General features: G+C 51.6%; 7 protein-coding genes. 1 reads left to right on the top strand and 6 read right to left on the bottom strand.

What is annotated here, in order from left to right:
* Window positions 1–72 precede the first annotated feature (72 nt).
* The 4 genes from L384_RS11100 to L384_RS11115 form a co-directional block, all read right to left on the bottom strand.
* Window positions 73–3,945: a two-partner secretion domain-containing protein gene (locus tag L384_RS11100; RefSeq protein ID WP_023315449.1), complete on the bottom strand. Its 3,873-nt coding sequence runs from the start codon at window positions 3,943–3,945 to the stop codon at window positions 73–75.
* A 288-nt stretch (window positions 3,946–4,233) separates the two neighbouring features.
* Entirely contained in the window at window positions 4,234–6,381 is a 2,148-nt protein-coding gene (locus tag L384_RS11105; RefSeq protein ID WP_023324190.1) for a polysaccharide biosynthesis tyrosine autokinase, read from the bottom strand.
* 17 nt (window positions 6,382–6,398) lie between these two features.
* Entirely contained in the window at window positions 6,399–6,848 is a 450-nt protein-coding gene (locus L384_RS11110; RefSeq protein ID WP_023315447.1) for an arsenate reductase/protein-tyrosine-phosphatase family protein, read from the bottom strand.
* 2 nt (window positions 6,849–6,850) lie between these two features.
* On the bottom strand, window positions 6,851–7,987 hold the full coding sequence (locus L384_RS11115) for a polysaccharide export protein (protein WP_023315446.1): 1,137 nt from the start codon (window positions 7,985–7,987) through the stop codon (window positions 6,851–6,853).
* A 362-nt stretch (window positions 7,988–8,349) separates the two neighbouring features.
* Here L384_RS11115 and L384_RS11120 point away from each other — a divergent pair, with 362 nt between their 5' ends.
* Complete coding sequence (locus tag L384_RS11120) at window positions 8,350–9,045, top strand: helix-turn-helix transcriptional regulator (RefSeq protein ID WP_023315445.1); 696 nt, start codon at window positions 8,350–8,352, stop codon at window positions 9,043–9,045.
* A gap of 76 nt (window positions 9,046–9,121) precedes the next feature.
* Here L384_RS11120 and L384_RS11125 read toward each other — a convergent pair whose 3' ends face one another.
* Complete coding sequence (locus L384_RS11125) at window positions 9,122–9,991, bottom strand: OmpA family protein (RefSeq protein ID WP_223237575.1); 870 nt, start codon at window positions 9,989–9,991, stop codon at window positions 9,122–9,124.
* A gap of 163 nt (window positions 9,992–10,154) precedes the next feature.
* The gene (locus L384_RS22625; protein WP_219810704.1) at window positions 10,155–17,045 is read right to left on the bottom strand and encodes an Ig-like domain-containing protein; all 6,891 of its coding nucleotides are present in this window, start codon (window positions 17,043–17,045) and stop codon (window positions 10,155–10,157) included.
* Window positions 17,046–17,057 lie beyond the last annotated feature (12 nt).

Here is a 17,057-nt window from a genome sequence, read left to right as displayed (position 1 = left end):
AAAGGCAGCAGGGTCTCGTTCTGACTTTGCGCTATCAGGCGATAGCTGCTGCCTTTTGTTACACCTTATAAATTACAGACCTACAACGTCGCCGGTATTAGTGACTTTATTTGCATTAAGTTCCATACCAGACAGACCGCCGAACACGGCGCTGCTACCGCTGTTAGTCAAGTTGTTGACGGTGATACCGGCAACACCATAACTCACCATATTCAGGTAGTTATAAATATTGCCTGCCGTTTTCACCAGCAGGGTATAATCGCTCACGATATTACCGCGGTTGTTAATGTCGGTACCGGCATTAATCGCGATATTCTGCGCGAGGATATTGCTGTTGGCGTTATTGGTGACATGACGCTGAGTATCAATTTTTGCGCTGGTGACGCCTACGATGTCTTTATAGTTCTCAACACCGTTTGCGGCATTAATTGCCAGTGCATTACCTGAAGAGATGGCATTGCGGTTAGTCAGTGCACCTTTCAGGACGTTGAAGTTCAGATCGCCTTTACCGCTGATCCAGCCATAGTTGGTGACGTTGTTATCAACGGTCAGATTCAGAGTCTTATCTGACGCGATAACGCCGGTCGCGGTGTTGTTCTCCATGCTGCCGTCGCTGTAGTTATTCAGCGTACCTGCGGTGACGTCAAGGTTGCCCGCACTCCAGGTGGTTGCATAGTTGTTATAGAACGTTCCCGCTGCTTTGATGACGGCATCCGCGCCGCTCACCAGCATTGCACGCGTATTATCCAGCGTCCCATTAGACAGTACGCTCAGCGCACCTTCATCCGCGATGATGCTGCTGTTGTTGTTGTAGACGTTCTGACCGGAAAGCGACGCGCCTTGACGACCAATCATGCCGCCAACATCGCCCGTCACACCGAAGGTTTCGCCGTGATTACGAACAAAGTTGTTACCGTCACGGTTTTCAATATTCCCTGCCGCAGTAACAGAGAGCTTCTTATCAGCTACGATCATGGCGGTGTTGTTGTACACGGTGCCTTTTGCATCGACGGTAACGTTCTTACCAGCAATCAAACCGTTATTGTTGTCAACGGTGTTGGCAGCCAGTTTGATGTCACCAGTCTGAGAAAGGACAGAGCCACGGTTGCTGTCGAAATTACCCGTCAGAGCCAGATCGATATTGCCGTAGGCGGCAACCTGACCGTAATCGTTGTTCAGTCGGTTGGCTTTCAGGGCAATGTCGCTACCGGACAGGATCTGACCGTAGTAGTTATCAACCGTACCACCAGCAGTAATGGTCACGTCGCCAGCCTCAGCGCTTATTTCACCGCGGCTGTTGTTAACATTCCCTGCGGCAGTCAGCGTTAAATCACCGACCGCTTTGATTTTGCGCGAGTTGTTATCAATGGTATTGGCACTTAAGGTCGCATCGCCATAGCTGATCATATTCAGATCGTTATAGATATTGCCTTTCGCGCTCATTGCCAGGCTGCTGTCAGCAACGATATTCCCACGGTTATTGATGTCATAGCCCGCGGAGATCGTAACCTTATCGCCAACCATGTTGCTGTTGGAGCTGTTGGTCACGCCACGCTGGCTGTTCACCACCAGATGCTCGCCAGCAGCGATATCTTTCAGGTTGTCGATACCGGTCAGCGCGGAAACCGTCAGTGATTTCTCGGCAGAAACGGTATTACGGTTAGTGAAAGAGCCGTTCAGAATGTTGACGATGGCATCACCCAGACTGCTGATCCAGCCGTAGTTGGTCAGGCTGCCCTTCACGTTCATGGTCAGGTTTTTATCAGCCGCAATAACGCCCGTTGCATCGTTATCTTCGAGCGCGCCATCGCTGTAGTTGCTCAGGCTGTTGGCGTCGATCGCCATATTACCCATGCTGTAGATGGTCGAGTAGTTGTTGTTCAACGTACCGCCAGCTTTGATGGTTGCATCTCCACCGCTCACCAGTAACGCGCGGCTGTTGTCGATGGTACCTTTCGCCAGAATTGTGAGCGGACCGTCCTCCGAAACGATACGGCTTTGGCTGTTGTAGATGTAGTTGCCAGACAGCGAAACGCCCTGCTTGCCGACCATTCCACCATTTTGCTGCGGCATACCGAAGTAGGTACCGAAGGCAGTGCCGAAATCATCAGCGTAGCGGTTTTCAATATTGTCGCCGGCCGTTACGGACAGAACCTTATTGGCTACAATAAATGCCGTGTTGTTGTTCACACCAGCGTTGGTATTAATGGAGACGTTCTGTCCCATAATGAAGCCACCGCGGTTGTTCAGGGCATTCGACGCCAGGGCAACATCACCTTCTTCAGAGCTGAAGACGCCGATGTAGTTGGTGATATTGCCGCCAACCGCCGCGCTCACGCCGGTACGGCCTGCAACACCGCCGTTGTCGTTACGCAGGGAGGCCGCTTTAGCAATCACTTTGCTGTTGGAGTTAAGCTTGCCAGAGTAGTTATCAATAGCGCCGGCGCTTTCCAGGGAGATATCGCCATTCGACGCCATCTGCCCACCGTTGTTGTTGATGCTGTTCGCTGCAATCTGCACGCCCTTCTCGGCAATAATGCCTAAAGAGTCATCGCTGGCGGTATCTGCCGTTTTGGTTGAACCGTTATTAACGGTACCTTTGGCTGCAATCTTGGTGAAACCACCGGCAGAACGGAGCATGCCGCGGTTGTTATCAACGTTACCGCCGCTGACGACGTTCACATCGCCCAGAGAGTCAACCATACCGCTGTTGTTATTTACCGAAGCAGACTCAAGGCCAACGTATCCGCCGAGGATCTGACCGTTGCTGTTATTCAGGGTGCCGGTTTTTAACGCAACAATTCCTGCTTCAATCCCTACAGCAACACCTTTTCCATAGTTGGTTAAGGTATTGTTATTGGTATCTACCGCCAGCATGCCTGCAGCCGCAATCTTTCCGTTGGTATTGTCGATAGCACCGCTATTTACATAGAGGTCTGCCATGGTCGAAATATTGCCCGAACGGCTGTTGTTGAGGCTATTTTTATTGGTGTCCAGCGCAATGGTACCGACGGAAGTAATATCCCCGGTGGTGTTGTTCAGTGCACCCTTGGTTTTAATATTGATCTGACCAGAGGATTCAATGCGCGCATTGTTGTTCAGCAGCTGACCGTTAGCGTCAATATTTACGCCGCCGATGCCGCCAGCAATAACGCCCTGATTACGCACGCCCACACCGCTCTCGGTGCTGATGAGGTTAATTTTATTGGCATACATACCGCCCAGAGCAGCAACGTCAATGCTGTTAGCATTGCGCGTTCCGGCGGCCGTTACCGAACCGGTCACCTGGCCTGCTGCATCAACGTAGTTATTGCCGGCAACAACGTTCAGCTCGTTGGCGGTGACTTTACCGTTCACCACAACGTTGCGGGACAGAATTTCTGTCGGGCTGGAGTTGTTCAGTTTACCCAGCGTAATGGTTCCACCATTCACAGAATAACCGGCTAACGCATCGTTCTGAATATCTGGCGTACCGGTAGTCAGGGTCAGCTTACTGGTGTTAATAGAACCACCGCCGTTAACGGTAATTCCGTTCGGGTTGGCAATGATTAAATCGGCTTTATCACCCGCAACTTCCATCATGCCGTTAATTGCAGAGGCATTTTTAGAAGTGACTTCGTTCAGAATAACTTTTGCTGCACCGGAGGTCAGGTTGCTGTTCCCCTGAATCTGGCCCGCCAGGGTTGTATTCGCACCCCCAACGCTGTTATTAAAGATAAGACCGTTCTTATCTACGTTTAGCTTGTCATACACATTATGTGAAAGCCCCTTATCGTTGGCTTTATTAATGTTGATAACAGGCACGTTGCCGACAGAAGAAACGACACCGTTCTTCATGCTGATCTCTGCAGTGTGCGCAACAAACGGCAGAGCGAGCAGAACTGAAGCGGCAACAGGGTGCCACTTCAGTTCTAATTGAAAGACATTATTCTTATTACTTTTCATTATTACCTACTCTTTATTACGGAATCATTACATTCTCTAGGAATTATAATTTCGCCACTCTAAATAAAATCTTCACTTCCTATGATCATTGACCTCCTGGGGTTCCCTACCTTTTCGTTAATTTAGACTCAAGCGCGTAATTAAGATTAATTTTGTCATTTTTGATCTGGAATGGCATTCAGACTGCACCACTTATTCGGCACTTTTGATTAGGAACAAGTCATTTGACATTAGGAATAGTAGACTTCCTGTTGCCTTAATGACTCATCCTTTATTAAAAACAATGCGCTAATCCTGATAAGAATAATCACCATAGGTGTAAGACTCAGCAGCCCTTTTTTCTACACCGTTAAATATCGTACCCTGAATGGCAACATCATTTTGTTCAAAGCGGCGCAGTCCCGCCTCCACTTCTTTTATCGAGTTTTGTTCGAACCGCACCACCATCAGGGAAGTCGATGCATATCTTCCTATAATCGCTGCGTCCGTTACGCTCAGGATGGGAGGGGTATCAACGATTACCACGTCGTACAACGTTGAGCATGCCCTTATCAACTCTGCAAAATTATCCGTCATGATGAGTTCCGCCGGGTGAGTGACCATGCGCCCGCGGCCGATAAAATCCACTCCTGAATATTCGGTTTTCTGAATAACGCTTTCGATATTGCCGCCTTCCGTTAAGAAATCAGCCAGGCCGGCTCTGCTCTCGGTCTTTGAGAAAATGCGATGCAAATATCCTCTGCGTAAATCGCAGTCAATCAACAATGCCCGTGTTCCCGCCTGAGCCATCAGGACAGCCAGGTTGGAGCAGACAAATGACTTCCCTACCCCAGGAGAGGTGCCGGAGATCATTAATATGTTATTACCGGCTTTAAGCATGGCGAAATGGAGACTGGTACGAAGCCCTCTCAGCGCCTCTATCGCAAGCGACGTTGGGGCTGAATTTGCCAGCAGCTCATCAGACTGATACGTCGGGATCGCACGGCACCGTCTGCGCTTCGTCAACTCCGGAGCGAGGGGAACAACCGCATACACTGGAATATCGCGCATCTCAAGTTCCGCCGGCTGCCTGATCCCTTTTATCAGCATGTTGCGAACAAGGATGATCCCCGATGAGAAAAGGAAACCGAGCATGGCTGACAGAATAACAATCAGCAGCTTTTTAGGTTTGACCGGCTTCAGCTGCGTTACCGCGCGATCGATAATACGCACGTTGCCCAGCGTACTGGCCTTACTGATATTTAATTCATGCTGTTTATTCAGTAAAACCAGATAAATGTCATTACCCATCTGCACATCGCGGGTCATACTCAGGATCTCTTGCTGCGTGCTGGGCATCGCGCTAATTCGCTGGTTGAGCTTCTCTTTTTCTGCAACAAGAATCGCTTTTTTCTCTGACAATGCTTTATACGCAGGGTGCGTTCGTTTATACAGCTTGGAGATTTCTGCTTCCTTGAACGTCAGTTCATTAAGTTGAGTGTCAATAGCAACAACATTATCCAGAATAAATTTCGCTTCTAATGATAAGTCAACAGACTCATTATTCTTCCGAAATTCATTAAGTTTACTTTCAGCCTCTATCAAATTACTTTTGATTTGCAGTAACTGTTTATTTAAAAAAGCCAGGCTTTTACTGGCCTCTTCTGACTTCCGCGCAACGTCCTGAGCCAGATAGTTATGTGCTATATTATCGAGTATTTTGCTGATAATCACCGGTTCGGGGCCAGTCATGCTCAAATGTAACATGCCGTTCCCACCCGATTTGGTATCAATGGAGAGTCTCTCCTTTATTTCTTCGATGACAGAATACTCGTTGCGCTTTATAATAATAAATGAAGTATTTTCAGTGAGCTGAGCGCTGTCAATCAGGAAATCAACGTCGTCAGTGTGGACAGGCACACCGACTTTGCCCTCAACAATGGACTCTCCGATATATAATACGAAGCCTCCAGACTGAACCATGTCCAGCTTCAGGGGCTGATTGATATACGGTTCCGGTACGGAAAGATAGGCAATCGCAATTTTCGCCGGTTGATGACCGAACAGACGTTGCAATAGGCCGTTGGCTACAGGATAGGTTTTTTCAGTCGTGACGATATCCAGCCCTAAATCGCGCACCGTTTTTCCAATCACCAGGCGTGATTTTATTAACGACACTTCTGATTCAGAACTTACCCCTGCCCCCTCAGGTAGCACAGGGGACAGCTTGCTTAATATTCCCAGAGAAGGGTTTTTCTCAACCTGAATTAACGCATCACTTTTGTAAATGGGCGTCAAAGTGTTAGCAATAATAATGCCGCACACAATAAACAGGAGAGTCGTGGCCGCTATCCACACTTTGCTATAAAATAAAACCTTGAGGATATGGAAAAGATCAATCTCCTCCCCGCGCTGGAGATAATCGGGAGGATCGTTGCTAACGTATCTGTTATTCATACGGTAATCAGCCTTACTTATTCAATCTGCTGAAAAACCTTTACCCATTCTTCAGCAGAGGATAAAAGTTGTTTAAAAATCAAATCTGATATTTCACGTCCCCGGCGGTACGGGTCGGCAATTTCGAGCTGCTGAAGCCAGTAGCCGAATAAAAACGTTTTCCCCCTGGCCTCCATGGCCATCCGGGTTACCGCTTCAATATGATTCTTCTCCATCGTCAGGATAAGATCGTACTCACGGCACATCGCTGGGGTGAGCTGACGTGCGATATGCCCTTCCAGAGAAAATCCATAATTCCGGGCGGTTTGCAGAATAACGGGATCGGCACATTCACCCGATAGTGCTGAAATCCCGGCGGAGTCCACCGTCATTTCCGGCAAGCAGGAACGCAATATTCGTTCTCCCGCCGGAGAACGACATATATTGCCCGTGCAAACCACCAGGATGGCGTTATAGTGCCCCTTCACGATTAATTTCCCCAGTTTCTCACAAAGCGAGTCGTTTCCGTCAGGCTGTAGATACCCGTAATGGTCGGCATTAGCTGGTTAATGACCCTGTTCCAGCGCGCAACTGGTGCGGATGTCACATAGACAATGTCGTAAGGCTTGAGCTTAAATTCTGTTCCAAGTACCAGTGCAGTAGCATCTCGCGCGTCGAGCTGGTAGATCGCCGCACGTTTCTCGTTTACGTCTTCTGATTTGGCCTCAGAACGGATCACGAATATCCCACTGGCATCGCTGGTTAGCTGATTCATCCCCTCAGCATTCCCCAGCGCTTCCGTCAGCGTCATGCCTGAGCGATCCATTTTCATGGTGCTCTGCTTAACAACATCCCCCATGACAAACACTTTTAAATCGTCATTGCGTGGGACATAGAGAATATCGCCCGGATAAAGCAATTTATTCTGCTGTAAATCGCCATACTGCATGAGGGCCTGAAGCGAAATTGTCGACTTTTTGCCCCCCTGGGTTAATACCACATTGCTCCAGTCGGCATTTTCCGTCAGGCCACCGGCCTGGTTTACTGCATCAATAATCGTCAGCGGCACGTTAGTAATAGGCTGCTGGCCAGACTGGTTTACCTCACCCGATACCGTGACCTTCTGTGAACGGAACGCAGCAATCCCCACTTCCACCTGAGGAGACTCAATATATTTCGCCAGATGCCCGGTAATCATCTCTCTGACTTCCGTCACCGTTTTATCCTTCACGACAACTTTCCCGATGTAGGGATAAAAAATAGTTCCGTCTGAATGTACCCAGTTTCCCGTATCGCTGGCGCTTCGATACTGTCCTGATGGAGTGGTGAGTTCCGGATGTTCCCAAACGGTCACCATAATAATGTCGCCAACACCAATACGGTATTCATACGCCTCCAGGCGCTTGTTTAGCTCTGCATTGCCCTGGGCAACAGCCACGTTTTCCCGCAGCTGCGCTATCAGCGCAGGTGTGACGGGATAAACATGAATATCCAGCTCGCTCTGCTTATTCTCCTGCGAATGAACCACTTTTTTTCCGGAGGTATCGATATGGCTGCCCGGCGCGATCTGGCAGCCGGCAAGAAGTAAGGTAGAACTTAAAATAAACAGAACCGCGATTTTTTTCATGCTTTTCACAATGTCATCCCTGTACAACGACACTCTCTTTAATTAATCGGCCAAACGACATGCTTCCCGTAAGGAAGAAATCCAGCAAGCCATTATTTATAAAATTATAACCATCACATGTTTTGCCTGTCCTGGATATGTGGATTATTCCTGGTTGAAAACATCGCTTTCTTACATTAATGTCAGCGTGAAATTACATTCCTGCGAGGTTAACAATTCCCATTTACTGAAGGAGTGTTCTTAATTAATAGTTTATTCATGTCGTGTAAAATATAAATATATTCATACCGTAGTACCTGTCTGTCGGTATGCAACATTACGAAGATGGACTCCTTCCATTCAAGTTAACCAAAGGAATACCAATGGATACGTCTAAAGTTATTTTATCACGATGTCAGTTTAGCAATATCGGTCTACATCATTTGCTTTCAGAAACATTCAGGAAAGAGAAAGTCATCTCTTTTGACAATCAACAGAATCTTTTTTCCTGGACTAAAGAGGTCAGGAGGGGCTCTTTTTTTACCCTATATTTAGTTTTACCTGACTCGATATACAGTAATATCATTTACTTCCACTGGCTGATCTCTCTTCGAAAAAAAGCGCATAATGCAACCATATCAGAAGTTATTATCGCCTATCATTCGGATATTTTTCCCACACTGTTTTCCTGCATTTGTTCCCATTTCAGGCATCGTCTTGTAAACATAAATAATCTTACGAACGATGAGATCATCAAAAAAATGCATGCCCAGCGTCACCCCAGCAAAAGCAAGGTAGTTAACAAATACATCGAACTGACGCATATGGAGTTTTGTGTGTTGAAGCTGATGATTGCGGGTTACACCATTGATGACATTAGCCTCGTGCACAACATTAAACCTAAAACAACCTACACCTATACCAATAATATTATGAAGCAACTGGGTTTTAACTCGTTGAAAAAAATATATTCCTGTGGCGAGATCATCCGGGAGTCAATCGAGAACGAGATTATCAGGGAGAAGAAAAAATACTACAGCAGCGCCAGCCCTCTTGCTTTCGAACCCCAGTGTGCATAATCGCCGTTAACCCTTCCTCGCTTCTGCAAAAAAATACGGAAAGCATCGCTGCGATCCGTATTTTCTTTAGGCATAATTAGTGGCTTTTCACTAAAATTTCTACACGACGGCTATTAACGTTACAACCCGCCGCTTGCTGGGTGGCACTGGTTCCACAACCTTCAGCGGTTTGTGCTACCCCCTGTCCAACTGTGTTATTAATAAGCTCTGGCTTAATACCTTTCTCAATCAATAACGAACGAACCGTATTCGCACGCGCTTCAGAGAGACGCTGGTTGGCTTCACGGCTACCAATCGCATCGGTATAACCAATAATCTGAATTTCACGAACGTTATTCGCCTGGCGGATAAATTTCACTACCTCATCCAACTTCTGGCGAGATTCCGCAAAAATGCCCACCGTGTTGCTTGCGGCAAAGCGGAACAGTACCTGCTCCTGAATAAGCACTATGCCGGTATTATTAACGTAATCACAGGGTTTGACCTGCGAGGCTCGATTAATAATCCTGGTCTGCTTATGCATATTTTTCAGAAGTGATTCCGCGCGCGCGCGTTCCTCCAGCGCCGCCGTATTTCCCGTAGTGCCTGGGTTCACCTGAATAAAATAGGTTTGAGCACTTTCGGTATTGAGCTGCTGCTGCGGGTTTTGTTTGCCCTGATAGGTCGGCTGGTCGTTGAACCAGGATTCCACCGTGTGCGCACCGGGTGCGGCACACAGGACGGTAAACTGGCCTGGCAACAGCACCGACTGCAGCTCGCGGTCCACATAGACTGTCGCAGGAACGGTGCCCTGCGGATAATAGACGACAACCTGCGCCAGTTCAGGCGTTACGCCAGCTACCGGACGATAAGGCTGCGGTGCCGTATTTTTTGGCGCTGGTTTAATCACTACCGGTAAATCGATGGCCTTTTCCACTTTTTCGGCTGAATAAGCGGGATTAGCCATAAATGCACTTAAGGCAGCAGCGACACAGAACGCCAGATTTATTTTTTTAAAATTCCGAGGGGTTACTTTCATTTATCAAATTCCCGATTAACCCAGTGATTGATCGTAAAACAACAGAGATGCGCAGAAATCCCGCCATCCGAAGATGGCGGGTTTTACTGGGTTACATCATTATTTGGTTATTCTGCAGCAGCGTAACCAGATCGGTTTGAACATCAGCCAGAGTGACAACCTGAGTAAATCCATGCTGTCCGCCCTGACCGTCACGGTCGATACTGATCACGGTATCGCTTCCGACAACTTCCACCTTGACGTAATCCAGCACGCCGCGGGAGGAGTAATCCAGCTCCAGTTTTCCATCGTCCTCGAAGAAGGAGATAGAGCCCTTATAGTCAAGCAGCTCGCTCATATCGAGCAGGTCTGCATCACTGTCTTTCACCAGATTACCCACCTTGAAACCGTGGATAGTGTCGTGCCCGTTGCCGCCGGTGCTGTCGTTGGTCATTCCTTCCAGCACGTTGTACATCAGCGTGTCGTTACCGCCGTTGACCAGGTAGAAGGCGTCATTGCCACCGCGACCATCGAACAGGTTATTTGCGGAGTTATCCGTAAACGTATCCTGCTGGCTGGAACCTAAGAGACCCTCGATATTGAGGAGTTTATCGGTGCCGTTACCGGTTGCAGTACCTGTCCACAGGTTCGCGTTGATCGCAGTAGTTGAACGGCTATAGTCAACAACGTCCATACCGGCAGTTTCGCTCCAGACCGGCTTACCGCTCACAATCTGGTTCCAGCCGCCGCCACCGTTGTAGGTGTCGTTGCCTGCAGAACCGAAGAAGGTGTCGTTATAGCCCGTCCCGACGATCCCGCTGTTGCCAGAGGTGTTGTTTGCCGCATTGCCGCTTTCCGCCGTCAGTACGTAGGAGTCATGGGCTTTACCTGTTGTCAGGCCACCCCAGCTCTCATTTACCGTACCGTTGGTGTAACCACCAATGCTGCTCGTTGCGCCAACGTGATCCGCTTCACCGTCGGTAATGCGCAGCATCTGCACGGAGTAAACTTCATTCGGATCCAGCCCGAAGAAGCTCACCAGACCCATGCTGTTGCTGGAACCAGAGGACTGCGGGTTAATCAACTGGGTTGCCACAAGCTCGCCCGCTGAGTTGTATAACTTCACGGTGTTGCTGTAGAAGGTATTGATGCCGTTGCCGTCAACAATACGGATCTGCAGGCTCGTGCCGTCCGCCGCGATATTGGTGTTTTTCACCAGCATCGTGCGTCCCGCGTCGTCTCTTGCCACGACATCAGCATCCGCGCCAGAGCGGTACAGCACCAGGTCCATCGAACCGTCCCAGTCATAGTCGAGTGCGACGGCACCCGTCATGTTGTTGAACGTCGTGCTACCTGTCAGGCTGACTTTATTGGCGCCCCAGTTGTTACTACCGGTATTGGTATACAACATTGGCGAGCCAGTCACGCCAGAGCGTGGCACTTCGATGATGTCCATCTTACCGTCGTGGTTCCAGTCCACTGCCAGCGACGTGCCGCCATCAACGTTATCGCCAAACCACTGCGCCTGGCTGTCCGTTGCATTGAGCTTACCGGTACCATCGTTCAGATAGATACGGCTCTCGTCGCTGTTACTGCCCCCCTTCGAACCACGGCTCAGGAACAGATCCAGCCAACCATCGTTGTTGTAATCCGCATAGGTCATGGAGATAGACAAGTTACCGTAGTCTTCATGGCCATCGTCACGGAACACGTTCGCGTAGTAGCCAACTTCACCGAAGTTGGTCTTCGACGTCCCGGTAGTCTGGTTATACAAGATACCCAGACCGCGGGAGTTGTTGCCGACGAGGTTGCCAGCGCCGTTGTAGTCGATATGTGCCGTAATATCTACGGTACCGTTGTTATCGATATCCACAGCCCCTACTTCGTGCAGCACACTCAGCGACGTTGGCAGTGCCCCGCCAGGATGTCCGTCAGAGAAGCCGGAATTATCCTCGTAACTCAGCGTGCCCTGCGTATTTTTGATGAACGAAATGGAGTCTGCTTCGGAGTCACCCAGCACAAAGTCCAGATAGCCATCACCTTCACGGTCATAGGAAATCACGCCGCCGAGGTGGTTCAGGGTGCCCTGATCCAGCGCCTTCGCGGAGTAACTACCGTCTGCGTTCTGCAGCCAGTAGGCGGTACGACCCGCGTTACTATAGCTACTGATCTGAGACATGACGTCGGCATAGCCATCGCGGTTAATGTCCGCAAAGGCTGCGGAGTTAACATAACGGCTGTATGACGTGCTATCTACGTCGTAACCCGCACCGTTTTCAGTTGACGGTTGGGCAAGGTACGTTGAATCGTAGTCTTCACGCGTGACGGAGTCATAGACACGTCCGGCGTTAGCGGTTGCTGTACCAGAAGTGCCGCGAGCACTCTGGAAGAATGACCACAAACCGTCCTGACTGATGGTCACCGCAGCGGCGTTCAAACCGCGGCTATCCGCATCGGTCGTTCCCCCCCAGGTTTGTTCAATCAGCGTACTGCCGCCACCTTCGGTGACACCTGTACTGGTGCTGGCGCTCATGCTTGAGCGGTTACCCGCTTCATCCCAGACCACAAAGGCCAGGTTATGTGCGCCAGAAGGCAGCGACGTATTCAGACTCCAGGAGCCGTCAGCGTTAGCCTTCACGAAGCCAATGACCTGATCCAGACCTTCCTGATATGTCCCGTTGTTGTTGACGTCACTCACCAGCGAGATAATCGCCCCCGCTTCAACACGACCGTATTGACCGCTGGAGAAGGTGAACGAATCTCCTGTGGTGGTGTGCTGCGGCACATCTGGCGCCCCGGTAATACCGTTCGGAGAATCCAGATCGATAACCACGTTGTAGCTATCGGCAAAGTTCGTGTTCGTACCCGGGTTACCCGCAACGTCAATCACCTGCAGCTTGAAGCTGTGGGTGGTGCTTGCCGTCGCTTCCGGCAGTTCATAGCTCCAGCTCTGGCCGTTGAGCGCCAGCGTTTTCCAGGTCTTTCCGTTATCCAGAGAGATCTGCAGATGTTCGCCCGCCTGCAGCGCCGCGCTCAGGTTGCCGCTGATGGTCACCGTACGGTCACGGGTGACCATGTCGCCGTTGGTTGCCGTTGCCGCGTGGCTGAAGTGATCCCCGGTCGTCAGACCATGGCTGGTATCGGTAGTCACTTTGGTTGTCGTAGACAGACCGTTCATGTCACTGCCGCCCGATGCCACCTGCAGCGCCTGAGAATCGGTGCTGCCGACGTTACCGGCGTTATCCACCACGCGCGCCTGAATGGTGTAAGCACCATCGTTCAGCGGCGTGCTCTGCATATCCACAGTCCAGGATGTGCCGGTTACCGTTGAGGCACGCGTCCAGGTCACACCGTTGTCGAGGCTAATCTCAACCCACTCGTCCGCCTGCAGGGCTTTGTTCAGCTCACCGTTAATCAACAGCGTGTTATCGCTGGTAATGAAGTCAGTATCTGAAGCGCCACGGTCTTCCGAGACAGAGCTGATGTTGATAACCGCGTCAGACACGGTGGTATCGACAACAATTGTCCAGGTGTTGCTCGGCGTACTGACGTTGCCCGCCGCGTCCGTGGAGGTTGCGACCAGATTCCAGGTGCCTTCAGCCAGCTTGTTCGCGTCAGTGATTTGTAGCGTCCACTGACCCGTTGTGCTATCGGCAACGGCGGTACCCAGCAGAATGCGGGTTGTCGCATCCACCTGATGGTACACATTCACCGTGCTTCCCTTCTCTGCCGTACCGGTGATTTCCGGCGTGGTGTCGTTGGTCGGCTTGCCGTGAGCAACGGAACCCTGAACCGGGTTGACGTCGTCCAGCACATCGGTGATAGCCGGTGCGACAGGCGCAACCGTATCCACAACCAGATCAAAGTCGATCGGCGTGAGCGGGTTATTGGACGGGTCGGTCCCGGTGATACGCAGCGTGTGCGCGCCATCACTCAGGCTGCTCGTCGGCGTGAATTCCCAGTTACCGTTGGCATCCGCTTTCACGGTGCCCAGCTGAACGCCACCCACGTCGGTGATGATAATGGTACTGCCCGCCGTCGCCTTACCGACCAGCTGTACCTGGCTGTCGTTGGTGACTTCACCATCGCGAAGCACGCGAGAACCACCCGCTTCCTGGACATCATCCACCACCTGCAGCAGCTGCAGATAGCTTGCGCCCGTAGAGACGTTAACGGTGATATCGTCAACGATCGCGCTGGCGTTACCTGCCGGATCCGTTACCTGGGTAGCGAACTGGTGTTCGCCATCAACCAGCGGCGTGGACGGCGTGAACTGCCAGCTACCGTCTGGGTTGGTGACGGTGACGGTACCCATCGCCTGGCCATTATCATAGATAGTAACCGTGCTGCCCTGCTCCGCTTTACCGGTGAAGGTTGGCTTGTTGTCGTCGGTGGTCATACCGTCGGTCAACTGACCTTTCCAGGCACCCTGATCGTCAGACACCTGCAGTCCGGAAACCGGATTCGGCGCTGTTGAATCAATGGTTACCGTAAACGAACCGCTGCGATCGCTCTCCTGACCCGCGCTGTTGGTATTGGTCACCGTAAAGGTGTAGCTACCGTCAGCCAGTGCCGGAGATGGCGTGAAGCTCCAGGTGCCATCGCTGTTCAGCGTTGTTTTACCTACAACCTGACTGCCGTTGTAAATGGTGATAGTATCGCCCGCAGCACCGTCCGCCGTTCCTTTCAGGGTTGGCGTATCGTCTTTGGTCAACGCATTGTTGGCCAGGTTGATAACGGTTGTGCCGGTATCGTCCAGAACGTTAAGGATCGCTGGCGCATCCGGCGTGTCGGACATAATGACGTCATAGCTGTCAGCCGGTTTCGCCACGTTGCCAACGCGATCGGTTTCCGTCACGGTCAGTTGGTTGATGGAATCACCGTACAGCGATTCAGATGGCGTCAGTTCCCATTTGCCGTTCTGATCGACCGTGGTGGTGCCCAGTACTTTGGTGTTGCCGTCTTTATCCGTGGTGTACACGGTAATAACGTTGCCTACTTCCGCACCAGAGCCGCGAATTACCGGACGTGAATCGTCCAGAACGCCGCCATCTGCAACAATCCCCTGAACGTTACCCACGTTATCCGTGACGGAATCAATGGTCACTTTGCTCGCATCCGGCGCGGTGTAGTCGGTAGTCAGAATAAAGTCCGCAGACTTGTCGCTGACGTTGCCGGCTTCATCCGTGGCCGTCACGTAGAAGGTGTTTTTCCCTTCAGGTAACTTGCTGCCCGGCTTGAAGTTCCATGCCCCGTTGCTGTTCGCGGTGACTGAACCCAGCAGGGTGCCGTCAACGGTGTAAATATTGACGGTGCTGCCCGCTTCAGCCGTACCGTGCAGGATCGGCTGCGGATCGTCAGTGACATCGTTGCTGTTCAGGTCGTCCTTAACGGTACCCACCTGATCCTCCGCGTAATCAATGCTCGGACGATTCGGTGCTTTACTGTCAATTTCGAAGCTGAAGGTGCTGGAGGTATCCTCTTTACCCGTCAGATCTTTCGCGGTTGCCGTAATGTTGTGTACGCCATCGCCCAGATCGCTGGTAGGCGTAAATACCCAGTTGCCGCTGGCATCGGCCTTGACGCTGCCCAACACCACGTTGCCATCCATGATGGTGACAGTGCTGCCTGCTTTCGCCTTACCGATAATTTCCGGACGCGCGTCGTCAGTGACGTCGTTCGCCTTCATTTCACCCGTGACGCTGCCTTTATCGTCCATCACGCGAACGATGGTGACCGGAACGCTGGAGGTATCAAGCGTGACGGTAACACCGGCATTTTCAGCTCCCAGATTGCCTGCTGAATCTTCAGCACGCGCGGTGAAGGTGTATTCTCCATCCGCCAGAGAACCGGTGGTGTAGGTCCAGTTACCGTTCGCGTCTGCAACCGCAGTACCGTTTTCCTGGCCGTTCACGTAGACGTGAACAACGCTGCCTGGCTCTGCCTTACCGCTGATGGTCGGCGTCGCATCGTCAGTGGTGTCGCCATTAGCCAATACGCCGGTCTTCGGACCTTCGTTATCGCTCACGATAAAGCCTGTGACCTCACCCGGCGCGCTGGTATCAACCGTGATTGGGAAGCCGCCAGTCTGCGGGCTTACCTGACCAATGTCGTTAATCGCTTCCGCGACAAACGTATGAACGCCGTCCGCCAGTTTCGGCGTGTTGAAGCTCCATTTGCCCTGGGCATCGGCCTTGGTTTCACCCAGCAGGGTGGTACCGTTCGGGCCGCCATAAATGCGAACCGTCACGTTGGCTTCCGCAGTACCGGTCAGAAGCAGGGTGTTGTCGTTGGTTGTCGCATCCTTCTGCAATGGACCGGTATGCGGCGCGACGTCATCTTCGACACTGCTCAGGGTCGGTGGCAGCGGCTGACCGCCTGCATCGATCTGAATAATGTATTCCGGTGAAGCCGCCGTGGTGTTACCCACGCTGTCGGTCTCTTTCACCGTCAGGTTGTAAGTCCCGTCAGGCAGGGCTTTCGTGACCTGAAGCTCCCAGGTGCCGTCAGCCTGTACTTTGGCGGTGCCAATCACCTTGTCGCCGTTGTACACGGTGATGGTGTTGCCCGCTTCCGCGCCGGTGCCTTTGATCAGCGGCGTGTTATCGTCAGTCTTACCGCCTGACGTCACGGAGCCGGTCACAGAACCAAAGTCATCCACCACGTCAGTGATGCTCACTTTGCTTGCTTCTGGTGCGGTGTAGTCCAGGTTCAGCACGAAATCGTCGGACGCTGCGCTGGTATTACCCGCCCTGTCCGTCGCCGTCACGTGGAAGCGGTGCTCACCTTCCGGCAGTTTCGCCGTCGGTGAGAAGCTCCAGGTGCCGTCGGCCTTCGCCGTCACTTCGCCCAGCAGGCCGTTCTGATCGTAGATCTTCACGGTGCTGCCCGCTTCCGCCTTGCCGCTCAGGGTCGGCGTCGGGTCGTCGGTGCTGCTGCCGTTAGACAGGGCGCCCTGTACGGTGCCCACGTCGTCCAGCGCCGCGTCGATGGTCGGCTTCACCGGCGCATCGGT

Origin of the sequence: Enterobacter sp. MGH 38, assembly GCF_000492855.1 — a bacterium.
GTDB lineage: Bacteria > Pseudomonadota > Gammaproteobacteria > Enterobacterales > Enterobacteriaceae > Enterobacter > Enterobacter hormaechei_C.
The sequence above is the reverse complement of the archived record's forward strand: the minus strand, read 5'-3'. Positions and strand labels throughout refer to the sequence as shown.

What these genes read in the sequence shown, in the direction of transcription:
- L384_RS11100 (WP_023315449.1), bottom strand. Translation starts at nt 3,945, where the DNA reads ATGAAAAGTAATAAGAATAATGTCTTTCAATTAGAACTGAAGTGGCAC.
- L384_RS11105 (WP_023324190.1), bottom strand. Translation starts at nt 6,381, where the DNA reads ATGAATAACAGATACGTTAGCAACGATCCTCCCGATTATCTCCAGCGC.
- L384_RS11115 (WP_023315446.1), bottom strand. Translation starts at nt 7,987, where the DNA reads ATGAAAAAAATCGCGGTTCTGTTTATTTTAAGTTCTACCTTACTTCTT.
- L384_RS11120 (WP_023315445.1), top strand. Translation starts at nt 8,350, where the DNA reads ATGGATACGTCTAAAGTTATTTTATCACGATGTCAGTTTAGCAATATC.
- L384_RS11125 (WP_223237575.1), bottom strand. Translation starts at nt 9,991, where the DNA reads ATGGCTAATCCCGCTTATTCAGCCGAAAAAGTGGAAAAGGCCATCGAT.